Raw genomic sequence first — 24,150 nt, forward strand, 5'->3', positions numbered from 1 at the left:
CTAGAGAGTGGAAGTGAGAGGCATAAAGCCTTCTTCAACTATTCCTTCAATGTTGTTTTATATTGGCTTTGTAAAAGGCAGCTTTTCAAAAAGCTAGATGAGTAATTAATCAATGAAAAAAGAAACCATACTTAAAGAAGTAAAATCCTGGGGCTTGATTTTGGCCTTTTTCGCATTTCTGTACTTCACGGGTCTACTTCCTGTGGTACAAGGAGCCGTCCAATCTGTTTTGCTTTCCACCGGGCTCATCAAACCAAACCTAGAGCGGGTAGATCGAACTGATGAGAGTTTCGACTACTCGGGAAGCTTCCAGGATTTTGAGGGTAATACCATTCAGCTTTCAGATTACCGAGGCAAAACTCTTTTCATCAATCTTTGGGCTTCTTGGTGCGGACCATGCCGGGCCGAAATGCCACACATCTCAGAACTTTATAAATCAATAGAAGATAAAAAAGACATTGAGTTTTTGATGATAGGCCTGGACAATGAATTTGAAAAAAGTAAGAGTCTCATCGAAAGTAAGAGTTGGGCTTTCCCAGCAATGCATGCAAGCTATGGCCTGAATAGAAGTTTACAAAGTCAATCTATCCCCACCACCTTGGTCGTAAACCCCAAAGGAAAAGTGGTCTTTTACCAAGAAGGAATGAGTAACTTCAACACTGATGAGTTCCGGGATTTTCTGGTGAGCCAGTAGCCAGATTTTTACTAAACCAAATTTAATTTGGAGATACAATATTCAAAACTATCCTAAAGTAAAACTTTTCAACAAAGTCTATATTATATTATCAATCAATTTTTTATGTATTTTAATTCAAGTAAAAATCTTAATCAAAAATAGTGACGCTTCCACTTTTTTCAGCTGAAATTTTTTAAACCAGAATTCCCAAACGACAGAGCTTTCGAAAGTGCAAAATCAAAAATCTGCCTATATTCCAGCATGAATATCCAGCAGACGGAAGTAGTCATCATCGGCGCCGGTTTCTCAGGAATAGCTGCAGCAAAAAAACTTCATGAAGCCAAGATTCCTTTTTTGATTTTGGAAGCGAGAGAGCGAATCGGCGGTCGGGTTTTCACCAAGCATTTATCCGAAAATCTCTATGTCGATCTAGGTGGACAATGGATCGGACCTACTCAAGATCGAATGTATGCGCTCTGTCAAGAGCTCAACATCCCCTACTTTGAGACTTACGATGAGGGTAAAAATATCTTAAATCTCCGTGGGAAAATCCGGACCTATCAAGGCATCATTCCCAAGATGGATCCCCTATCGCTGATCAACTTGGACATATTGATGCGAAGGCTGGAGCGAATGGCAAAGCAGATTGACATCCACTCACCTTGGACTCACCCAAAAGCTGGAAAATGGGATGGAATGACTTTGGATGACTTTTTAAAGAAATACTCGAAAACCAAATCCTGCTATGAAGTGATCAAGATTGGATGTGAGACCATCTTCGCATGCGAACTATCCGAGATATCCCTGTTACATGCTCTCTTTTACATTCGCTCAGGAACTTCATTAGATTGTCTAATCAATATCAAGAATGGAGCTCAACAGCACCGAATTGAGGGTGGCATGCAACGCATCATAGAAGAAATGGCCAAACCCTTTTATGATAAAATCATTTTCGAATCACCTGTAGAAAGAGTAATTCAAGGCGCAGATTCGATTTCGGTGGACTTTGGTGATCAGTCAATAGAAGCCCAAGAAGCCATTATTGCCATTCCTCCACCGCTTTTGAACCAGATTCAATTCGAACCAGGACTTTCTAAGGAAAAACAGGAGCTCTTTCAAAACTACCCCATGGGACGCGTAGGGAAGTGTTTTATGATCTATGAGAAGCCTTTCTGGAGAACATTAGACTACAGCGGGCAGGTGGTGAGTGATGACCCTTTGACCCATCAGACTGTTTTTGATTGCTCACCTGCCGATGGAAGTTTCGGGATCTTGATGGGATTTGTAATCGGAAACCGAGCTGAGGAATATTTTAGCCTGTCTGAGGAACAACGAAAAAACAGAATGATGCGATCTTTGAAGCAGTATTTTGGTGAAAAAGCAGAAACTGCCATTCAGTACCTCGATTTTACTATGAGCGATGAAGCCTGGTCCAAAGGCTGCTATGCAGGTCTAATGCCTGTCAATTCCTGGTCCAAATTCCAGGATAATTATAGAAAATCAGAGGATAGACTGCATTTTGCAGGAACGGAAGCTGCTACGCGCTGGCATGGATACATTGAAGGTGCCGTATTGGCAGGAGAAGCAGCCGCCTCCAAAATCATAAAAAATCAACCCAATTAACTTCATGAGGAGAATCCTGATATCTTCAGTTCTATTAATCATCTTTATTTGGCTTATTTGGTCATTTTCTGGCAGAAGCTATCCGCTACAGGAGCCTGAATTATATTTGGATCTGGTAGAAGAAATCAATCCCTCAGACACTTTAAACAGAAATATTGTAGGGATTCAGCCTTACATGGAGGCGAGCGACTACCTGGATCAGGAAACCTTTTATCGGAAGTTGGAGCTTTATCTGCATGAATCGAGAAAGTCAGGTCTTATTCGACCCAATACCATTGTCCTACTTCCTGAATATTTGGGGACATGGCTAGTACTATCGGGCGAGAAGCATAATTTGGCTGAAAAAGAGACGGTTGAAGAAGCAATGACTACTTTGATTCTATCAAACATTGTGGATTTTTCCATTAACCTCATCCGATCAAATGAAGAGGATAAAGTAACAGCAACCATTTTCCGAATGAAATCGCTTGAGATGGCTGAGGATTATTTTGATACATTCAGCAAGCTTTCCAATGACTTCAATTGCTTTATTGCCGCAGGAAGTATTGTCCTACCAAAGCCTCAAGTCGTAGAAGGTGAGCTAATTATTGATTCCAGTGAGCCGCTTTATAACAGTTCCTTCATCTTTGGGCCGGATGGAAAAATCATCGGAAAACCGATTTTAAAAGCCTTCCCAATCGATGCTGAGCTCCCCTTTGTCCAAAGTCAATCTGTGGAAGAATTAACTGTCTTCAAACTGCCCATGGGAAAAGCGGCCCTACTGATCTGTGCGGATAGCTGGTACCCTGAGCCATACACAAAAGCTGAAAAAGAAAAAGCTGAGATTATCCTTGTGCCCTCCTATCTCACAGGAGAAAACACCATGGAAAACCCTTGGCAGGGCTACAATGGTTCGGAGGCTCCTGCAGAAACTGACCTTAGTGATATCCAAAAAATAACCGAATGGGAAGCCTGGAATAAATATGCTCTTCCCGGAAAAATCACAAAAACCTCAGCTGATGTGGGCATGAATGTATTTCTCAGGGGAAAACTTTGGGAAATGGGCGCAGATGGTCAACCATTAGCAATACTGAATGGTCAGGCACTAAAGCCTACAGCAGCAGCACGAGCTGGAATTTGGTCACTGAACTACTAGAATCATGTGCGACACCCTACTGGCCAAAGGAATTATTTCGGAGAAAGGGAATTTAATTTTTGCGAAGAACTCTGACCGAGAGCCTTTAGAAGCGCAGGAACAGGTTCATATCCCACGGATAACGCATTCGGAAAAAACACTAAACTGCACCTATATCCAAATCCCTCAGGCCAGTTCAACCTGGGAAGTATGGCTATCTAAGCCCTTTCAGATGTGGGGGGCAGAAATGGGCGTCAATGAATGGGGACTAGCCATAGGAAATGAAGCGGTTTTTACCCAGGTAAAGTTTGATAAATCCAAACCGGGATTAACAGGAATGGATTTGCTGAGACTAGCCTTAGAGCGCTCCAAGACTGCTATGGCTGCGAAAGATCTGATCATAGAACTTTTAGAAAGATATGGTCAAAATGCCTGTGGAGGCTATGAAAACAAAAACTTTTACTATCACAACAGCTTCCTAATCGCCGATCAAAAGGATGCTTTGATATTGGAAACAGCTGGGAAATCCTGGGCTTGGAAAAGGGTAAAGGACTACGCAAGCATCTCCAATTGTCTGAGTTTGGAGGATGACTTTGAAGAATGGAAAATTACAGAGGAAGACAAGTATTTGAGCTCCATTTTCAATTCCAAAAAAGGTTTTAAAAGTCGTTTTTCAGATTTTCTGTACACCTATTTCTCCAAAGCCAAAGATCGAAAGTCTTTTACTGAGAAATCCCTCAACAATCAAAAAGGCCAAATTGGCCCCAAACAAATGATGGAAATATTAAAGTCTCACCATCCCACAGGCGAAGACTTTCATCCCAAAAAGGCGAGTGCAGCTTCAGTTTGTATGCATGCAACCGGTCTGACCAACCCCTCGGAAACCACTGGAAGTATGGTTGCAGAAATTAGAAACGATCAACCACACACTATTTGGCTCTGCCCCAGCCCTCACCCCTGCCAAAGTTTATACATCCCCTTTTATTTTGGGACAGAAACCAGTTTTTTAACCTATCCTTCCTATCTCGAAGATAATTCTCTCTGGTGGCAGGCAAAGAAGCTACATACGATCATAGAACGAAACTGGAAAGAGCTTTTTCCTAAGCTGAAAGCGGAATTGAACCAAGTTCAAGGAAATTGGATCAAGAAGGATATTTACCTAATCGAAGAATCGGCTAGCCCTGAGGAGTTAAGTAAATTCAGCCTTGATTGCTATTCATTTTACCAAAAATGGATTAAGGAAAAGCTTCTGGAAGTCTCGAAATAAATATGGTGTTAATTGCCTGTTATTAATTATTCAAATGGCCATCATACCAAAATTTAGAAACTAAAAAGTGGTATTTTGTCAAAAAGCATTGAAATGAAAAAATCTACTTTACTTCTCGCTCTTTTTCTTTTTTTCTCCAACCTGATTTTGGCGCAGGAAATTCGAGTTTACAAGGAGCCTAAATTCGGTTTTGATTGGAGTCAACCTTCCGTCTATCCTGATCGCATCGTTATATCATTTGGAGAAGACCCAAGTCAGGAAATACGAATTAATTGGCGAACCAATACCGAAATTACAGAGGCTTATGCAGAACTAGCCCCGGCCACCGCTGCTCCTAAGTTTTGGAGAAATGCGACTACTCAGAAGGCTGAAACGGAAGTTTTGGACTCCAGAAACGTTGCACAAGCAGAAACGGTCGCTCATTATCATCAGGCTAGCTTTTCCGGCCTTGAACCCAACACAGTCTATGCCTACCGTGTAGGTGATGGCGAACGCTGGTCTGAATGGTTCCAATTCAAAACAGCAAGTGCAAACCCAGCTGATAGATTTTCCTTCCTTTATGTAGGTGACGCTCAAAACTACGTACTTGAACTTTGGTCAAGATTAATTCGGGAAGGCTTTAAAAAGGCTCCTGAAGCAGAATTCATCATTCATGCGGGAGACTTGATCAATTATGCCCACCGGGAGCAGGAATGGCATGAATGGTTCACAGCAGGTGGATTTATTCACAGTATGCTGCCAACCATGCCTGTACCGGGAAATCATGAATACAATTATTTGAATCAGGCAGACCGCGAAAAACGACAGCGCAGCTTATCCGTCCAATGGAGACCACAGTTCAATTTACCCCTAAACGGTCTTAAAGGACTGGAAGAAACGGTCTACTACATGGACTATCCAAATGCCAAGTTCATCTTTTTGGACAGTAATAGAGACCAGGAAATCCAAGCTCAATGGCTGGAGGAGGTTTTGAAGAAAAACACTAAAAAATGGGTGATCGTTACCTATCACCATCCGCTGTTTTCTGCATCCGCTGGAAGAGATAATGAAGCCCTTAGAAAGCTTTGGAAGCCTATTTTTGATAAATATCAGGTCGATCTTGCACTTCAGGGACATGATCATAGCTATGGCAGAGGCCGTGTAGCTCCCGGGGAAAATGTAATGGATGGACTGAATATGCAAGATGCAACAGGAACAGTCTACGTAGTATCGGTCAGTGGTGGCAAAATGTATAATATAAAACCCGATGGATGGGATGAGTGGGGTGCGGTAAGAGATCGTGCTGCCGAAAACACCCAGCTTTTTCAGGTGGTAAGCATCGAAGACAACAAATTAGAATTTGAGTCCTATACAGCCATAGGAGAGCTTTACGACAAATTTGACTTAGTTAAGAATGGAGATGGGATCAATCAATTTATTGAATACAAGCAAAATCTTGATCCTGAATTCCGTTTTGACAATACCATCCCTTATGTTGATCAGCTTCCGGGATTGATGGAAGAAAACCTTCTCAAGGAATACCCTGGATATAGTGTAGAGCAAGTGCGATTTTATGAAGAGGAAGGAAATCCTCGCATCCGAGTCACTTTGAAATCTTCTGATCAAGTGAAGAATCTGATCCTAGATCAAGAAGGAAGAGTCATTTCGGAGGATTAAGCAATTATTCATCTTTTGAAATCAGTCAAATAATTATGACCGAGAAAAAACGTGTTACACTGAAGGACATTGCTCGAGAGCTTGGTATCTCAGTGTCCACAGCCTCAAGAGCGCTTAATTCCTATCAGGGAATTTCGGAAGAGACCATCAAGTTGGTCAAGGATTATGCAGAAAAGCATCATTATATCCCAAATTCAATAGCGGTCAATTTTCGGAAAAATAGGACGATGACGATTGGGATGATCGTGCCTGAGGTGGTGCATTATTATTTTTCATCCATTATCAGCGGAGCACTTCATGCTGCTAAAAAACAGGGTTACCGAGTCCTGATCAGCCAAACGGATGAAAAACTCGAAAATGAAATCCATGCCTGTCATAATATGCTTGCTGGAAATGTAGACGGGATTTTGATCTCTATTTCCAATGAAACAGAAGAAGTGGATCACATTCAGGATTTTTTGGATGAAGGTAAAGCAGTCGTTCAGTTTGACAAGTATTCTGAGAAGCTCAAAAGCCCTATTGTGACGAGTGATGACTTGGAAAGCGCCTACCGGGCAGTTACTCATTTGATAGAAAAAGGATATCGGAAAATTGCCCATATAAATGGTCTGGCAAATGTTCGAAACTCTAAGGACCGCCTCGCAGGCTATCATAAAGCCTTAAAGGAGCATGGATTGGATTTTGACCCCAATTGGATTCCGCATTGTAAGGACATCACGGAAGAAGAGGGATTTGCTTTTGCCAAGCAGCTGATGGAAAGTAGCAATCCTCCTGATGCTATCTTTTGCATTACAGACTCCGTTGCATTAGGCGCAATGAACTACCTGAAGCAAGCTAAAATAAAGGTTCCCGACGAGGTTGGCGTAATGGGCTTTAGCAATTGGAAAATCTCTGAAGTCATGAACCCTTCCCTTAGTACGGTAGAACAGCATGGGTTTGAGGTAGGTAAGATGGCTGCTGAGATCCTGCTCAAGGCTACCCAAAACCCAAATGAAGAATCAACAAACCAATTCACTGAAATCAAGAGTGACCTGATCATTCGGGAGTCCACTCAGAAATAGTTTTAGGAAAGCACTTCCAAGATCCTAAATCCATAAGGTTCAAGGATCAAATATTGATCATCGCTAGCGACAGAAATTTCTTCCTTCGAGACATGATCCCAAAGCTTTTTGGGACTGAAGCCAAACTCTCTGAATGCATACCAAGTCAAGAAAGATGCCTTATCTGAGTAATTTCCGACTACAAAAATTCGCTGATCTTCTATTTCCCGAAGGAAACCCGCTACATGGATGTTATGAGGATTCATCCATCGAATATTGCTATTATCTGAAATAGCAGGAAGACTTTTCCGGATCTGTATCAACTGCTTTAAGCCAGAAAACACCCGTTCCTCCACAGTTCCTTCTGTATGACGCTCAGCTGCCTTTTCCCAATCAATTATAGGTCTATGCATCCATCGATTATCATAGCTTTTCGCTGGATCATGCTGAAAGGTATAATCATTCAGATACCCTAATTCATCTCCATAATAAAGCATGGGTAAGCCTCCCTGGAAAATAGAAAAAGCCTGCATCAAAAGTATTTTTTGGATAGAAAGCGCTACTTGATACGCATCCTTCGCATACAATGCTGCCTCCAAACCGCATAAGGAGGCCAGTGATCCAGAAATCCGTGCATCTCCAGTCTTGGGATTACTAGAAAACAAAGCCCCGCGAGATGGACTTCCCGGGAAAGAACCTGAAAAGTAATTTTTCAAAAAGCTTCGATGCATGTAAGGATCCTTTCCTGCCTTTGAGATCATCCAATCATCATAGCCCAGTCCTATATCATCATGACAGCGGGTATAAGATATCCAACTTGTTCCTGGTGGCTTTTGCTGTAAAATATGCTGTGCTTCCAGCATGACTCTAGTGTCGCCCGAGGCAAGCATATCCCACTGCAGAGCCATTTGTGTGGCATTGTAGGCAAAGTCGCACTCCTTCCCTGCTCGATCATCCTTTCCAAAGTACTCCATGATAAAATTGGGGGCAACAATGGCCTCTCCCAAAATTGCCATACCTGGGCTGGCAATCTGGACAGCTTGCTTGATCAGCTGGAGAAGTGAGTGAGCCTGAGACAGGTTCTGACAGCTTGTTCCTGTTTCTTTCCAGATAAATGCAGGAGCGTCGATTCGAATCAAATCAACTCCCAAATTGGCATAGAAAAGAATATTATCCAGCATCTCCCGCAGAACTTCCGGATTTCGGTAATTCAGGTCCCATTGATAATTGTGAAAGACGGTCATCACCCATTTTTGACAGTCTTCGGACCAAGTGAAGTTTCCGGGCGAACTTTCTGGAAATATCTCGGGCATTGCCGCCTCAAACTGATTGGGAATCCAGCGATTATCATACATGTAGAAATAATCCTGATATTTCATTTCACCGGATTTTGCCTTTTCGGCCCATTCATGTCGATGGGAAGTATGATTGAGTACGATATCCAACATCAAGTACATCCCCTCATCATGCATTTTTTTGCGGAGAGAGGAAAGTTCTTCCAGCGTCCCAAAGCGCTCATCGACTTTACGGAAATCAGACACTGCATAACCGCCGTCACTTTCCCCCTGAGGACTTTCGAATAGTGGCATCAAATGAAGGAAATTAACTCCAAGTTCGTCCAGATAAGCCAGCTTGCCTTCCATTTGAGCAATGGAACCTGCAAAACGGTCCACATACAAGCTCATGCCTACTAAGTCATTGGAAAGAAACCAGTCAGGCTTTTTGGACAAATCCCGCTTCTTGAGATCGGCTGATCTACTCAGATATGCCGAAATTATTGATCGAAGAAGGTCTTCGAATTTGACTTCTGCATCTTCAAGATGTCCATAAATGGAAAAATAAAGCTGTCGGAGATTCTCATATCCCAATTCCAACCTTTTCCAAAATTCAGCATGCTTTCCAGAACTACTGATGCCAAACTCACCTGCAATTGATTTGTAATCCTTATTTCCCACTTCAATAATCATCCTTAATGTCCACTGCCTGCGATGGGCTGATCTGTTACGATATTTTTATTTTCTTTAATTAGCAATACTGCAGCTGCAGCCACTATCAACAATACTCCACCAAAAACGATGGCCAATCCTGGATCATTTCCCAAAAAGTTTTTGGAGATAAAGCCGAAAGTCAGTGTCTGCAAAATCATAGGAATCACAATCATCATGTTGATAATCCCCATGTAAACCCCGTAGCGTTCCTTTGGAATTTCATTAACAACGAGTAGATAAGGCACACCCATCATACTGGCCCAGGCAATCCCAAATCCTGCCATTGGGATAAAAAGAGCATATTTATTCGTCAATTGGGGAAAAACCATCAATCCTAAACCGGCAATAATTAGACAGATGAAATGAACCTTCTTTGGACCAAACTTAGTAGCCATTCGGGCCAGGTAAAAAGCTGAAAGAAAGGTCACCACATTGTACCAGCCGTTGACCAGGCCGGTCCAACCCACCGCCTCTTCATAGAGCTTGGGATCACCGCTTGGACTGGTATTCCAAACCGACTGGGCGACACTCTTAGCGGCATTTTGCCAATAACAAAAAAGTGCGTACCACTGAAAAAGATAAACTAAGGCAAGCTTCCACATAACGGATGGCATGACCATGATCGATTCAATGATTTCGATATTTTGGGCAAAAAGAATCCGTGTTTTTGGGTTCGACTTTGTTTTTTCAAGTAGCCTGTGTAGCAATCCTTTTGAAAATAAAGCTGGAATGAGCACGAGCAGAAAAACTAAATAGGCTATCAGAGAGGTTAGAATCGAAAGGAAAAACTGAATGGCTGGGTGAGGCATGCCCTCCGTTCGCTTTTTCAAGGCTTTCAACTCTTCCTCACTGGGTGGAATCTCAGGCGTCTTGGAAATACTCCACATCACCGACCCGATGGAACAAACAGTGCCTAGGAAAAAGGACGCATAAACCCAATAAGGCAAGGAACCCCAGGTGCCAGGAATGTATTTTTGAAATACAAAAAGAGAAACATTCGCTAAGGTAATCCCCAAGCCGGTGAAGAAACTCTGCGTCAAAAACCCGGTACTATACTGCTCATCCGGAAGCTTGTCTGCAATGAGGGCTCGATAAGGTTCCATTGCTGTATTATTCGCAGCGTCTAGCACCCAAAGTAAACCTGCTGCCATCCATAGCGAGCTACTGAAGGGATACAAAAAGAGCGTGATGCTACAGAACAAAGCCCCGATAAAGAAAAAAGGCTTTCTCCTACCATACTTTGGACTCCAAGTATTGTCGCTTAGTGCTCCAATTATGGGTTGAATCAAAAGCCCGGTCATAGGACCAGCCAAGTTGAGAATGGGGATTTCGTCAGGAGCAGCACCCAACATGTCGTAGATGGGATTGACTGCACTCTGCTGTAGACCAAAACTGTACTGAATGCCAAAAAACCCGACATTCATATTGATGATCTGCGAAAAAGACAAAGTAGGTTTTCTCATTAAAAACCGATTTATTTTGGGTTTGTGGAAGACTTGATTCTTTTCATAGGAAAAAAACCTGCTCAACATACCAAATTTTCTTTGTCAAAAAGAAGCATTAAGAGAGAAATAAAAGAAAAATTTAATGCAAACGGTTGATAATTTTGACAAGGCTAAATTTCACTTTTAAATCTGACTGTCTTGGCTTTTTTGCTCTTGAGCTCAATCAAAGAGTTTTCACAAAATCTCTTTCTCCCTCATTTTATCTAATTTTGCAGCCATGTCGAGAAAAATGAAAAACAAGATCATCACTGAGGTATCCATTGAGCGCATTGCCTCCGAAGGGAAATGCATCGGGCATCATGATGGCAAGGTGGTTTTTGTGGGGAATGTCGCCCCGGGAGACATTGTAGACGTACGGATCACCAAGGGAAAAAGCTCCTTTATGGAGGGGGAAGCCGTACATTTCCACCAATATTCCAAAGATAGAGTTGAGCCATTTTGTGCGCATTTCGGGACCTGCGGCGGCTGCAAATGGCAGCATATCAACTATGATCTGCAAAAGACCTACAAAAGACAGCAAGTAGTGGATCAATTTGAGCGAATTGCCAAGGTTCCTATCCCCGAGGTCTTACCAATTTTAGGATCTGCAAATACCCGCTACTACCGCAATAAATTGGATTTCACTTTCTCGAATAAAAAATGGCTGACCATCGAGCAGATTAGATCCGGCGAGGAGTTTGAGCGCAATGCTTTGGGTTTTCATATCCCAAAGATGTTTGATAAAATCATCGACATTGATCATTGCTACCTGCAGGGCGGTCCTTCAAATGATGTGAGAAATAGCCTTCGAGAATTTGCCCTCCAAAACCGACTGAGCTTCTACGACATTCGAAATCAGGTAGGTTTGCTTCGAAATCTTATCATCCGAACTACTTCTACGGGTCAAACCATGGTTATTGTCCAGTTTGGTGAAGATGATGCGGAGAATATCCAGCTTGTGATGGAGTTTTTGAAGTCAAGATTCCCGGAAATCACTTCCCTCCTCTATGTCATCAATACTAAAGGAAACGAAACCTTCCACGATTTAGAATTGGTAACCTTCGCAGGCTTACCTTACATCGAAGAGGAAATGGAAGGGCTCAAGTTTAGAATTGGTCCGAAGTCATTTTATCAGACCAACTCCGATCAGGCATACGAACTGTACAAAGTTGCGAGGGATTTTGCAGAGCTAAAAGGTGATGAAATAGTCTATGACCTTTACACGGGGACAGGTACCATTGCCAATTTTGTAGCCAAACAAGCCAAACAAGTAATCGGTGTCGAGTATGTGGAGGCTGCAATCGAGGATGCGAAATTGAATTCCGAAATCAATGGAATCACAAACACGCAATTCTATGCAGGTGACATGAAAGATGTCCTCAATGAAGAATTTATTGCGCAGCATGCAGCTCCGGATGTGATTATCACTGATCCTCCACGAGCAGGGATGCACGAAGATGTAGTAAAAATGCTGCTTCGCCTTTCTGCCCCTACGATCGTTTATGTCTCTTGTAACCCAGCCACACAGGCTAGAGACGTAGCTTTGCTAGCTGAAAAATACCAAGTGGAACGAATTCAGCCTGTAGATATGTTTCCTCAGACCTATCATGTAGAAAATGTTGTACGATTAACCTTAAAGCCATGATTTCTGACTTTAACGATCCCGAACTCAACGGAAAATACTTGGGTACAATCAGCAGTGATTTTGTAAAAATCTCAGATGTACTCAAAGAGGCTGCCTATCAGGTCAAGTCAAGAGGATTTTCAGATTTTCCTATTTTTCCCATTTCCAAGGAAATGCAACCCATCGGAAAGTTGTTTTTGGGGAAGGTAGAGAAAAACCTAGAGTGGAATTATTTCATCACCTACGTCGATGAATTTGTGCAGCGAAAGCTGATAGCCGAGGACGCTCTTGAGGACTTTAAGAAAGCATTCAAAGACCCTGATGAGTTCTGCTGTCTATTTGTGATGGACGGAGCCTTTACCAGTTTTGTCTACATCCCTTATCCTGAGGAATAAAGACAAAAAATGATAAAAAATTAAGCCGTGGTTGAAGCGAATCACGGCTTTTTTGCGTCTAGGAGAAAAACCAATTACTAGCACAATTATGATTAAAAACCCAGTATCCAAGTTCAAATCAATTACCATGAAGTCCTTAGCTTTCGGTGGCTTGGCTTTTCTTGCAACTTCCTGTTTGGATGACATTGACATTCCTGATCCTACACCAGCAGCTTATGTCTCCATCTATCAGGGATCTGCTACGGCTCCTGACCTTAATATTTTTGCCGACAACAATCAGGTAACACAGCAACCCTTAGGGTTTTCTGAATTCATCGCCTATAGCCCTTTTTTCATCGGTGAGCGTCTGATGCGCTACACCAGTGCATCGAGTACCAGCAGCCTTTTGGAGCAAAATGTCACTCTTGAAGTGGATAAAGTCTATTCGATTTTCCTTAGCAGTAAAGATGATCAGCTCGAATCTACCCTAGTCGAAGATGTATGGGAAGACCCCGTGGCAGATTTAGCCCAACTTCGATTTGCACATCTTTCCTCAGAACTGGGAGAGATCTATGTCGAGTTTTCAGGATTAACTACGCCAATCACTCCAAATGTAAAGTTCCAGGATATCACAGATTTTGCGGAGCTAGCGCCAGGGATTTATGACATTGATGTAAAATCCGTCGAAAACGGAGAATCACTTCTTCAGATCGATGGTGTCGAAATCAGGGATAGGTTTGTTTACACTCTTATTCTGAAAGGAAATGAAGGTGCCAATGAAACATCCAAGGAGCTGGACCTTCAACTTATTACCAACTATTTCGGGATCTAAAAATCCCATCACAATGAATGAAGACCGGGGCAAAATTGCTCCGGTTTTTTTTGATATAAACAACCATAAAACAGTGAGAAGATTTTTCTCCCGCGAAGAAAAAAAAGAATTACACCTTCGGCGAAATATGCTTTGCGAAATAAAACTCACTTCATTTGGTGAAATATTTTAGTTAAGCACAAAACGAATTAAAAAGTGCTGAAGGCGCGACTTGTAACAGTCCTACCAGAGGTAGGCAGGCCAGTTTAAGCGAAGAAATACGATGAGCGAAATGCTGGGTAAAAAAGATACCTCAGCATCCCAGCGATGACGCACAATTTTAAAAGGGGAATGAGAATCGGATGCCAGCAAGGTGGAAACCGATCAAAAATAAAATTCATGAGACTTTAATCTCCCATTTCTCAACACCAGTTCAAAAACCTTTACTTCCCAAAATTCACTTTGAAAGACGCGCCGATTAGACCGGGATTTTCACCAAAACCTGTGAAATCTGTCAAAGGGAGATTATAAAATGGCATTAGAACATAATTCACATTTTTGCTTTCCAGCAGCTGAATATTCAATCCAAAATTTGCTGTTGCAAAAGGGTAAAACCGCTGATTGGCGGGTTCCAAGGAAGTATTTTGTATCACTGACTCCTGAATGATTCTAGAATCATTGATACTCGAATTCGCCGCATCATTTGCCACAACCACCTGCCTTGTGAAAGAAGACTCCAAATCAGCTTGCTGATTGATGGCATAGATAGAAGAAAACCCAGCTCTTATGGAAATAGTATTACTTGGATTGATTGGATATTGAACAAACAGCGGAAGCTCCACTTGAGCCTGATTGACGGTAATTCTATCTTCAGAAGGTGCGATAGAACTTGCAAGAGCATTTGCTGGTGAAAATACCACTTCACTTTGCTGGCTAAGAGTATTCAAAGCCAAACCGGTTCCCAATCTAATTTTCTCTGTCACAGGAACTGCCAATGCCATTCCCAAGCCCAGACTGCTGCTAGATACCTGTCCACCTCCATCGCCTGTACCTCCACCAAATGCAGGAGCCACCCCAACTTCCCAAGCGATAGCTTTAGAATTTTTTGACCTTTTTTCTTCCTCTGCTAAAGCCATATTCCATGAAGCTTCATCAATCTTATCGCTTATTTCAGAAGAATCAGCCAAATCTCTATTTCGATAGTATGAGTTTTTGGCTTCTGAGTTACTCGAATTCGACCAGTCTCCTGCAAGAAGTTTTTGTTTGAACTCCGCTTCAGACAATGATTTGAATGGAATATCAATCGTTTTTTCTTTTGGAACCCCAGGATCTTCGACTAGCTCTTTGCTTTGAAAATTTGAAATAGACTGTTCTGTATTTTCTGATTTAACAGGCTCTATGGAGCTTCCTTTGGAAGATTCAGCAATCAAATTTTCCGGAGCTGCTGGATCATTCGGGATTTCTAATTCCTCTTTTACAATAGAATCAACTTGAGAGGGAGTAGTTGGGAGCTGAGATTCAGACTCTATGCTCGTAATCACCTCATTTTGATCAATACTATCTGACTGAAAATCCTGAGAGATCCAGGTATACCCCAGCCCAAGCAGAAGACATGCTGCGATTCCACTTATAAAGACAGGCAGCCATGGAAAACCACCCGATTTCCTACTTTTTTCAAAAGCCTCCCAAGCTCCTGCCTCATAAGCTTGAGGATGATTCTCTTGATGCTTTCGAAGAGAATCGGCTATTTCTTTTGATATTTTATCTTCCTGCATATTCCTTCAGGTGCATTTCTACTAATTCTCTTAATCGAGCTTTCGCTCTAGCCAGATAAACCCTAGAAGAGCTTTCTGTAATCCCCATTTTTTCACCGATTTCCCGATGACTGTAGCCTTCCACCTCATAGAGACTGAACACCAAATAGTGGTCTTCGGGAAGCTGATGGAGCAGTTTCACCAAGTCTTCATAAGCCATATCACTTATAGCATGGACCTCATGAAAGACCTCATTTTGCTCATTAATTTCCTGCTGTTGACTGTACTTTTTATTTTTCCGGTACCAATCAATCGCTGTATTCACGGTAATTCGACGAAGCCAGGGCTTGACGGCCTGATGATCTGTGAGAGATTCAATTGATCCAAAAAACTTCAGAAAAGAATCATTGACAATTTCTTGGGCTAAGTCCCGATCTTTGGCATAGGAAAGACTGATACCCATGACATAGCCATAGTATTTCTTAAAAAATAATTCCTCACTTTTTGCTGAGCGACGTTTGCAACCGTCAATCAACTCTTGGTCTGACCAATTCAATGCGTAATTCTATTTGGAGAAATCACCATACCACAAGGTCTATCTCCGTCGATTTTTTACCTATTTCACTTCTTGATTTAATTCTGCTCTTTCGATTTTCAAGGCTGTTGATTTTCAACTGAAGCCTATCAAAATCAAAAAAAACATCCGTTTATTTAGGAACGGATGTTTTGAGAATTACGCTACAAGGAAAGAAAAATTATTTCAAGTCCCCATTCCAATCGACTTCTCTTTCGAAAGGATTAATCGTCCTATCCAGCAAGACAGATACTTCTCTTCGGTTCAATTCCTTCTCAGTGGTAAAACTTTCCGGCAATCCGGCATCGGTCCAAGCATCAGCCAAATCTTTCAAGGATATCTCAGACACCAGGTTTAAAAGTACCTGGAAGCGTTCACCAGTCAGGTAGGCGCCACTAGCACCCCAAAAAGCCTCTAAAGAATCAGAAAAAGGTCTCAAGCCCTGAATTAACTCAAATTCTGTCACCCTTCTATCAGGGTAAAACCAGGTTTGGTTAGCCCACAGATACGGAACCCCCTCCCCTTTCAGAATGCCCGAAGCACCGATTCGTTGCATTGCCTGAAAATGTGGGTCCTCGGGATTCATATCCAAAAAGGGCATGATATAGGCATTTTGATCCAGAAGAGCCTGTTGAACTTCCCGGATGGAAATTTCCTGCAGACTTTTCTGCTGCTCAGCAGCTATTGATGCTAGTACCCCAGCAGCATGGCCAATTCCCAAAACGACCGGCTGAAGCCTAGAAGCCCCATTGACAATATTAGAAACGGAGATACTCTTCTCAGCAAGAATTAATGCTGATTGGGATTTTGGTACCAAAGCGCCAAGAGGAACATTATAGGATGGAACACGGATTTTGATAAAGTCAATGGCTGGCGCATCCAGATTCTTTTTATGGTGATGGTCAATGGTGTAGTCGCCTACGGCAATTCCTGTGCGATATAAGGGACTAGGTGCATCATAAGGAGTCCGGACAAAAGGCAGTGTAAAATCCACCATTCCTCGGAATCGACGTGATTCACGATGATAAGGAATCATGGGTAAACCATCCTCAGTAGGGTATTCATCCGCTGCAATCCCTAAATGTTTGAAACCTAATTCATGCTGAATGTAATAGATAAAGCGTAAGCTGGTCTGCTTAGCTTTTTCGAGTTCCTTTTCACGCTCCTCAGGAGATAATTCGACCAGATTGACATAGTGATCATTTCCACAGTTTGGCCAGTTTATCATGTATTTTCCATTGGGAAGCTTGCCATAGTCCAGCATCTTTTGACAGTCGAGCGTAGGATCTTCATCCGTTATTGGATCCGCATGGGCACAGGCACAGGCAAATTCGGCTGGATCATAATTAGCCGGCTTAGGAATAGTTTTATCAGAACCCTGTCCAAAATCCTTCAAGGTCACAACATAGGTAAGGTCCTGAACGATATCATTGGCCTGCTCCGGTGCAAAAGCCTCTCCGATCTCATCCTGGGCATCCATTCCAAGACGGTATTCAACCCCCAAACTTGCAGCGACATCTCCCAACTCGGTAGCATCAATCAAGATTGGAGCCCAAAACTCCAGACTTTGGCCTTTTTTCTCTGCTTTAACTTTCCAAAGGCCATTGATGTAATCAGCGCTTTTCCAATTGGTGTTGAAGTTGACCTCGAGTCCTTTGGTTTCAGCTACCATTTGCTGGAAAATCTGATTCCCTACTTTAGGTTCAAAAAGGGTATTACTGACCCATCCGGTAGACAATGCCTGTTGGGAGCCATAATGTTCGATCAATTTTGCTCGAAACTCTCCCCAAATACCTGAAGGAAGGCGATGATTTCCATCGATGGCGGAGACACCAGCAGCAGTGAGCATTCCCCCCAACCAGGGTCCTTCCTCGATGATTAGCGTATTGGCTCCATTGCGAGCCGATGCAAGTCCTGCAGCAGTTCCACTTGCCCCTCCCCCGATGATGATTACATCATAGTTTTGAGCAAAAGAAACAATGGAGATAAAAAAAGCGGCAAAAAGAAAACAGGTTTTTTTGAACATAGTGTGGGTTAATTTGTGGGTGTATTGGCTTTTGGGTTTAATCCATCATATACAGCATTGAGTAAGCTGCGTGTATTATCCTCGCTCATCTCCCAGAACATTGCACCTGCCAGCTTATTTTCTTTGATAAATTTCATTTTTTCAGCTAAAGTCTCCGGGTCCTCATAGGTAATCCAGGCTGAATCCTTTGCAGAATATAAATACGGAACGCTTGCTTTTTCGTCCCAGAATCTCACATAATGTGAGGTCTTCGAAAGGGCAAAAATTTGATGATATGGTAAGCCCATTTCAAAATCTCCAGACTGAAAAAGTCCATTTTCATCGGGTGAAACATTTTTCCACATTTTTCCATAAAAAGGAACACCTAGTACCAGTTTCTCAGCGGGAACACCAAATTCGATATGCTCCTCAACGGTAGTTTGAGCCGATCGTCCTTTTGCTCCATTAGGATAAAGGTTTGCATGATGACCAGTCTCCGCATCCCCTGCTCCGTAGAAATCGTAAGCCATAATATTAATGAAGTCTAGGTATTCCTGTGCCGCCGCCAGGTCATTTACTTCCAGATAACTACGGAATCCACCGGAAGCAATGGTGCTTAGGTACTTTTTGCCTGTTACAGAACCAAGGGAATCCAATGCTTCCCGAAAGCTCTTGAGCATAGCCACAAAGTTTTCCTTATCCTCGGGCTTGTAGGGATTATTATCACCCGGAAGACCTGGATATTCCCAATCATAATCCAGACCATCCAAGTCGTACTTAATCAAAAAATCTATTCCAGACTTGGTCAAGTTCTTGATTCCTTCCGGAGTGGATACAGCCTCGGAAAAGCCTTTGGAATGGGTCCATCCTCCGATAGAAACTAAGATTTTCAAGTCAGGGTTAATGGTTTTCAGCTTATGGAGCTCCAAAAAGTTCAAGCTGTCTCGCTCGCTTTTTCCTTCCATATTTTGCACCAACCCCTCTCTCACATCTGCAAATGCATAATTGAGATGGGTAAGCTTTTCGGCAGGAATTCGATTTGCTTTTACGGTTTTCCAGCCAGCTACATAGCCAACGATGTGGTAGTTTTTATCCGTCAGATTTTCATCCGATTCAGGTTTCGGATTGCTGCAGGATATTACAAAAAGGAGTAGGCCTAAGGTAAGAATTCGCATGTGTGAGTTTTTTTGAGGCAAGTTAAAAAAGACAGAGGTTTTGAAATGAATCAAAACCTCTGCAAACAGATCAAATTAACAGAAAATTAATTTCCTCCATCCCACCAGATACGTGTCGCGAATAGATCTCCACCCATTCTTGATACTGCAGCCTGGTAGTTATCAGGGTTAGCGCCGATTTCGGTCTCCCAGTAGATTAATCTTCTTGGAATGAAATTACCTTCCCAAGCATTAGGATCCTGAGTCGGAGTCAATTCAGGATACCCTGTACGTCTCCAGTTAGACCAAGATTCGATATCATTCAGATAGGTAGCAGCCCAGTACTCTTCTCCGATAAGACGCATTTTATCTTCATCGGAAGCCGCACCGAAACCTCTTCCAGCTATGTAAGCATCGATATCTTCTGCAGGAACCGCGAAGGAAGGATCAAACAAAGTCCAAGCATTAATGGCAGCTGCAACACCTGCATTGAAGTGAGATTCTGCACTTCCGCCAATCCAACCTTTCAAAGCAGCTTCAGCTCTCATTAGCTCAACTTCTGCATAGGAGATCAAATAGTAAGGATCTTCCCAATCAAGATACTTCAGGTTGAGCATAGAGAAGTTTTGCTGCACTACACTGAATCCATCCAAAGTCCCTGGAGGAACTGCTTCCACCAAATTGGTAGAATTGTATCCATTAGGCAACCCAACTTGTGCTTCAGGCTCAGTAATCCAGGTAGAAGGATCCTCAGGATTTCCAATACCTCCAGAAATGATCATTTTACGAGGATCATTATTGGCATCCATCCAACTCATGAAAGTATCAGAAATCTTACAGTCTCTAGAGTACTTGTAAGTATTCCAATATCCATCGTTCAGACCATTTCGGTTGACTCCTTGAGGTCCCGGAGCATAGTGGATATAGGCGATATCATCGTTGCTGGTAAAAGCACCGCTGTTATTCGCTTCAGTAAATACTTCCTGAGCTTTAGCAGGGTCTACATTGCTGATTCTCATTGCCATTCTCATAAGAAGAGAGTTAGCAAACTTCTTCCACTTATCGGTGTCTCCAAAGTAGATGAAATCCTGAGCTCCCAAAGGTCTCGCTGAAGCAGAGAAACGATCGCGAGCTGCTCTTAGATCATCAATCATTTTGTTATACACCTCTTGCTGAGGCTCATAAGTAGGGAACCAGTTTTCCTCAGCCTCCAGACCATAACCGGCCTGAGAGTAAGGGATATCTCCGTACATATCTGTCATTCTGTGTAAGTCAAATACCCGAAGGATAGTCGCTGCAGCATTGACATTAGCCTCATCTGGATCATCAGCTGTTTTTCTGATTACCTCTGAGAAAAGCCGAATTACATCAGTAAAATGACGCTCCATGTAGGCACCAGAATATTGTGCATTGTAGAAATACTTATCACCGCTGAAGTATCCAGCAGTAGATGCAGTATGCTGAATCATCGTAGCAGCATAGAGCATATTTGCACGGGTATTTTCATACTCCCCTCCTATACGAAGTGTACCCAGGGAAAACAGGTACTGCATGTCGATATCTTCGACCGCATTCTGATTTATATTCAAGTCCAAAAGATCCTGCTCGCTACAAGAAGTAGCAAATAGCATGGAAGCCAACATCAGACCTGTTATTTTATTTGATATTCTCATTGTTTAAATAGTTTAGGGTTGAGCCGACTTAGAAGTTTGCAGAAAGATTAAAACCGAAGCTTCTGTTAGCTGGTACAGCAAAGTATTCCAGACCCTGAGAATTTCCGGAAACGGTATAAGCTGCTTCAGGATCGATGTTTGGTACTTTAGACCAAAGGATCGCCAAGTTTCTTCCTACGAATGAAAGTGAAAGGGACTGGAATGGAGTCTTTTCTACAAACGTACGTGGGAAAGTATAGCCGAATGAAAGCTCACGAAGCTTACCGAATGAAGCATCATAAACCACATTTTCAGTCACTTGAGCATATCGCTGCCAATATTGATCGATCAAATAGTTGTTAGGATCACTTGGGTCAGCAGGAATAGTCCATGTTCCAGGGGTTCCTTCAGGAGTCACACCGGACACAGTCAAATTGCCATCTCTTCCCTGAAGGGTATTCTGATGCAATCCAAACTGATAGGCAAAGTAGTTGGTACCTGACATCACAGAACCACCACTTCTGAAGTCAATCAAAGTCATCAAGCGGAAACCTTTCCAAGTAAAGGTATTGGTAATACCACCTGAGATAGGGTGACGACCTTCTGCGATAGTCTCAAATCCAGGAGTTGTTACCGGGAATCCATTGTCATCGTATACTTTCTGACCGTCAATTTCCAAATGCTTGAATCCGGTAATCATACCCAATGGCTGACCTACAATGTGTCGGATTCGCTCTCTTCTTGTTCTTGCTTCATCCAAGTTGATGAATTCTACAGGGTCGCCAGCGGCGTTGGTTCCCAAGCTAAGTACTTCGGAAACGTTGTTTGCAAAGTTGAAGGATATATTCCACTGGAAATCTCCTGCGATAACTGGCGTTGCATTGATCAAAAGCTCAATACCTCTGTTTTCCAGTTCACCGATGTTAACGGTTGTAGAGCCAAATCCAGAAGTAGCAGAAATACCCTGATTCAAGATATCATCGGTAGTTCTTCTTCTGTAGTAAGCGACATCAATACCTAATCGGTTTTCGAAGAATCTTAAATCTGCACCAATTTCATATTCTGTAGAAGTATAAGGTGATAGACCAGAGTTTGGAATAGAACCATTATTGATCTGTCCAAGGTTAGCACCAAGATGTCCTGCGCCTACCAATCCATATTGCAAGTTAAGTGCATAAGGGTTTGGAGCACCTCCACCTACTTGTCCCCAGTTACCACGAATCTTAGCAAAGGTGACAAACTCAGGAAGAACAATCATATCTGAAATGACAGCAGACAAACCTACAGAAGGATAGAACAACTTGCTGTTTGCTGGAGAAAGTGTAGAGAATTGATCTTGACGACCAGTCAAGTTCAAGAAAATCACATTCTTGTAACCCACGTTTGCAGCAGCGAAGTAGGAGTTGATTCCCAATTCAGAGAATCCATATCCGAAAGTTGGTGCAGCTACGTTGGTCACGGAGTGGAAGAATGGTACAACTAGGTCGTTACCACCACCTCGCTGACTTTCAATAGTTCTACGCATGATATTAGAACCAAGGAATCCATCCACACTGAAATCACCGAATGTTTTATCAAAACCAATCAAGAAGTCAGCATTTGTTTCTTGGATGGTTCTCATAGTAGTATTGTAACTTCCACGTGGCTTGAAGGCTGTACCATAAGCTTCGAAAGCATACTCGTCACGGATTTGGAAGTCTGTTCCGAATCGACCCTGTGCATACAACCAATCAGTGAAGTCATATCTAAGAGACATGTTACCCATGATACGATCGGTCACGTCTTCTCTTCCCCACTGATAGACTGCCCAGTAAGGGTTAGTCTGGAAAACATTTGACTGATAGCGAAGCTCGTTTCCATCTGGCAATGCACCTGGCTTATTTGGATCACCTTTAATGACTGATAATGGAATATTACCTGGCTTCACCACCATGGAGAAGTTGGCATTTCCTGGAGAGTCAGAAAGTCTTGGACGATTAGTAGCAGTTTGCTTGGAATACTGACCGGTCACTGCAAGCGTGAATTTACCCTGCTTACTGTTTACATTGATATTAGCCACATTTCGGTCGAAACCAGCATTTGGCACTACATCGTTGTTAGTCAAATTAGAGAAGGCAAAACGGTAGGTTGTATTCTCATTTCCACCGGACAAGGCGATGGAATTGTTCCAAGTCATTCCATTTCTATAGAAATCATTGAAATCTTCACCTAAATAAGAATAAGGACGCTGAACGCCATCGAACTGCACAGTCTGAGAACCATCGTAAGGAGCACCCCATCCATTAATGGCATTGTTGATAGCCTCGTCTTGAGTTAAAGGCTTTCTTCCATTTTCACCTGGACCATAGATCCGCTGGAAATTGGTTTCATCAACCACAGACTCCATGGTAAAGTTGGAGTTGAAAGAGATACCAATCCCTTTTCGAGCGCTACCTGATTTGGTAGTGATCAAAATAACACCATTTGCTGCACGTGCTCCATAAAGCGCGGCAGCTGTATTACCTTTTAGTACAGTTAAACTCTCAATATCATCCGGGTTGATAGCTGCAAGACCATCACCACCGTCATTTCCACCCCATATACCTGCGGAACCAAGGTTTCCAGACTCAATCGGAACACCATTGACCACATACAAGGGCTGATCATTTCCCGTCAAAGAGGAACCACCTCGAATCACGACGCGAGTAGATCCCGCCGCACCAGTTGCCGGAGGTGTTACATTCACACCAGCCACTTTACCGGTCAGGGCATTACCCACGTTTACGGTACGAGATTCAGTAAACTTATCCCCTCCCAACTGAGTAACGGAATAACCGAGCGCCTTTTGATTTCGCTCCATACCAAAGGATGTAACGACAAATTCGCCCAGCTCAGAGATATCCTCAGCAAGGGTTACATTGATAATTGACTGGTTTCCTACGGTGAATTCCTGCGAAGCATATCCAATAAAGGAAAAAACCAAAACAGAATTATCACTTACACTGATCGAATACTTTCCGTCCACATCTGTGGTCGTACCGGTCTGGTTGGTCTTGTCAAGGACCGTCACACCAGGGATAGGTAAACCATCCGCTTCACCCACAACAGTACCTGTCAGGATGCGTGTCTGGGAATAAGCTTGTATGCTAAATAAGAGCATAAAAGCCAACCCATACGAGATTGATAAAATTTTTCTCATAGCTGGTAATAAGAAGTTAGAAATAATTGAAATTGATTTGCCGGCTGCCCGGACTTGGTTTTAAACTGGGTTAATTGTGAGGAATGCTTCATAAGCGAAACAGTTTTGTTAAAATCTTATTTGATCAAAAGTCATAAAAACCGACTTTTCTACTGATTAAAGAACATAGACCTTAT

General features: G+C 42.6%; 18 protein-coding genes. 10 read left to right on the forward strand and 8 right to left on the reverse strand.

Annotated features, from left to right (window positions below):
- Positions 1 to 112 precede the first annotated feature (112 nt).
- The 6 genes from CDH51_RS04440 (at position 113) to CDH51_RS04465 (ending at position 7,397) form a co-directional block, all read left to right on the forward strand.
- Positions 113 to 694 carry a TlpA family protein disulfide reductase gene (locus CDH51_RS04440; protein ID WP_100627426.1) on the forward strand — a complete coding sequence of 194 codons (582 nt, stop codon included), beginning with the start codon at positions 113 to 115 and terminating at the stop codon, positions 692 to 694.
- A gap of 243 nt (positions 695 to 937) precedes the next feature.
- The gene (locus tag CDH51_RS04445) at positions 938 to 2,299 is read left to right on the forward strand and encodes a flavin monoamine oxidase family protein (protein WP_100627427.1); all 1,362 of its coding nucleotides are present in this window, start codon (positions 938 to 940) and stop codon (positions 2,297 to 2,299) included.
- 4 nt (positions 2,300 to 2,303) lie between these two features.
- The gene (locus CDH51_RS04450; RefSeq protein WP_100627428.1) at positions 2,304 to 3,434 is read left to right on the forward strand and encodes a nitrilase-related carbon-nitrogen hydrolase; all 1,131 of its coding nucleotides are present in this window, start codon (positions 2,304 to 2,306) and stop codon (positions 3,432 to 3,434) included.
- Positions 3,435 to 3,438: 4 nt separating this feature from the next.
- Positions 3,439 to 4,680, forward strand: a complete 1,242-nt coding sequence (locus CDH51_RS04455) for a peptidase C69 family protein (protein ID WP_100627429.1) — start codon at positions 3,439 to 3,441, stop codon at positions 4,678 to 4,680.
- 93 nt (positions 4,681 to 4,773) lie between these two features.
- On the forward strand, positions 4,774 to 6,336 hold the full coding sequence (locus tag CDH51_RS04460; protein ID WP_100627430.1) for a purple acid phosphatase family protein: 1,563 nt from the start codon (positions 4,774 to 4,776) through the stop codon (positions 6,334 to 6,336).
- Positions 6,337 to 6,371: 35 nt separating this feature from the next.
- A complete protein-coding gene (locus CDH51_RS04465; protein ID WP_100627431.1) occupies positions 6,372 to 7,397 on the forward strand; it encodes a LacI family DNA-binding transcriptional regulator in 1,026 nt (341 codons plus the stop codon).
- 2 nt (positions 7,398 to 7,399) lie between these two features.
- Here the strand turns inward: CDH51_RS04465 and CDH51_RS04470 are convergent, their stop codons facing one another.
- Both CDH51_RS04470 and CDH51_RS04475 read right to left on the reverse strand, forming a co-directional pair.
- A complete protein-coding gene (locus CDH51_RS04470; RefSeq protein ID WP_100627432.1) occupies positions 7,400 to 9,343 on the reverse strand; it encodes an alpha-amylase family glycosyl hydrolase in 1,944 nt (647 codons plus the stop codon).
- Between the two features lie 2 nt (positions 9,344 to 9,345).
- Positions 9,346 to 10,827 carry an MFS transporter gene (locus CDH51_RS04475; RefSeq protein WP_100627814.1) on the reverse strand — a complete coding sequence of 494 codons (1,482 nt, stop codon included), beginning with the start codon at positions 10,825 to 10,827 and terminating at the stop codon, positions 9,346 to 9,348.
- A 259-nt stretch (positions 10,828 to 11,086) separates the two neighbouring features.
- Between CDH51_RS04475 and rlmD the strand changes: the two genes are divergently transcribed.
- The 4 genes from rlmD to CDH51_RS20165 all read left to right on the forward strand — a co-directional run bounded on the left by rlmD (position 11,087) and on the right by CDH51_RS20165 (position 13,850).
- Positions 11,087 to 12,493, forward strand: coding sequence for a 23S rRNA (uracil(1939)-C(5))-methyltransferase RlmD (gene rlmD / locus CDH51_RS04480; protein ID WP_100627433.1), 1,407 nt, complete (start codon positions 11,087 to 11,089; stop codon positions 12,491 to 12,493).
- On the forward strand, positions 12,490 to 12,867 hold the full coding sequence (locus tag CDH51_RS04485) for a hypothetical protein (protein ID WP_026945060.1): 378 nt from the start codon (positions 12,490 to 12,492) through the stop codon (positions 12,865 to 12,867). Before rlmD ends, CDH51_RS04485 begins: the two co-directional genes overlap by 4 nt.
- A 127-nt stretch (positions 12,868 to 12,994) precedes the next feature.
- A complete protein-coding gene (locus CDH51_RS04490) occupies positions 12,995 to 13,678 on the forward strand; it encodes a DUF4397 domain-containing protein (protein ID WP_157807041.1) in 684 nt (227 codons plus the stop codon).
- A 13-nt stretch (positions 13,679 to 13,691) separates the two neighbouring features.
- Positions 13,692 to 13,850 carry a hypothetical protein gene (locus CDH51_RS20165; protein ID WP_198514256.1) on the forward strand — a complete coding sequence of 53 codons (159 nt, stop codon included), beginning with the start codon at positions 13,692 to 13,694 and terminating at the stop codon, positions 13,848 to 13,850.
- Between the two features lie 250 nt (positions 13,851 to 14,100).
- On the opposite strand, the gene CDH51_RS04495 is transcribed toward CDH51_RS20165, so the two are convergent.
- The 6 genes from CDH51_RS04495 to CDH51_RS04520 form a co-directional block, all read right to left on the reverse strand.
- Positions 14,101 to 15,432, reverse strand: coding sequence for a hypothetical protein (locus CDH51_RS04495; protein WP_100627435.1), 1,332 nt, complete (start codon positions 15,430 to 15,432; stop codon positions 14,101 to 14,103).
- Positions 15,419 to 15,967, reverse strand: a complete 549-nt coding sequence (locus tag CDH51_RS04500) for an RNA polymerase sigma factor (protein WP_100627436.1) — start codon at positions 15,965 to 15,967, stop codon at positions 15,419 to 15,421. The genes CDH51_RS04495 and CDH51_RS04500 overlap by 14 nt, the downstream gene beginning before the upstream one ends.
- Before the next feature lie 199 nt (positions 15,968 to 16,166).
- A complete protein-coding gene (locus CDH51_RS04505) occupies positions 16,167 to 18,011 on the reverse strand; it encodes an FAD-dependent oxidoreductase (protein WP_100627437.1) in 1,845 nt (614 codons plus the stop codon).
- Between the two features lie 8 nt (positions 18,012 to 18,019).
- Positions 18,020 to 19,165, reverse strand: a complete 1,146-nt coding sequence (locus CDH51_RS04510) for a glycoside hydrolase family 18 protein (protein WP_100627438.1) — start codon at positions 19,163 to 19,165, stop codon at positions 18,020 to 18,022.
- A gap of 86 nt (positions 19,166 to 19,251) precedes the next feature.
- Entirely contained in the window at positions 19,252 to 20,817 is a 1,566-nt protein-coding gene (locus tag CDH51_RS04515; RefSeq protein ID WP_100627439.1) for a SusD/RagB family nutrient-binding outer membrane lipoprotein, read from the reverse strand.
- Positions 20,818 to 20,845: 28 nt separating this feature from the next.
- Positions 20,846 to 23,974 carry a SusC/RagA family TonB-linked outer membrane protein gene (locus CDH51_RS04520; RefSeq protein ID WP_100627440.1) on the reverse strand — a complete coding sequence of 1,043 codons (3,129 nt, stop codon included), beginning with the start codon at positions 23,972 to 23,974 and terminating at the stop codon, positions 20,846 to 20,848.
- Between the last annotated feature and the right edge of the window lie 176 nt (positions 23,975 to 24,150).

The organism is Algoriphagus formosus, from assembly GCF_002807035.1.
GTDB classification, from domain to species: domain Bacteria; phylum Bacteroidota; class Bacteroidia; order Cytophagales; family Cyclobacteriaceae; genus Algoriphagus; species Algoriphagus formosus.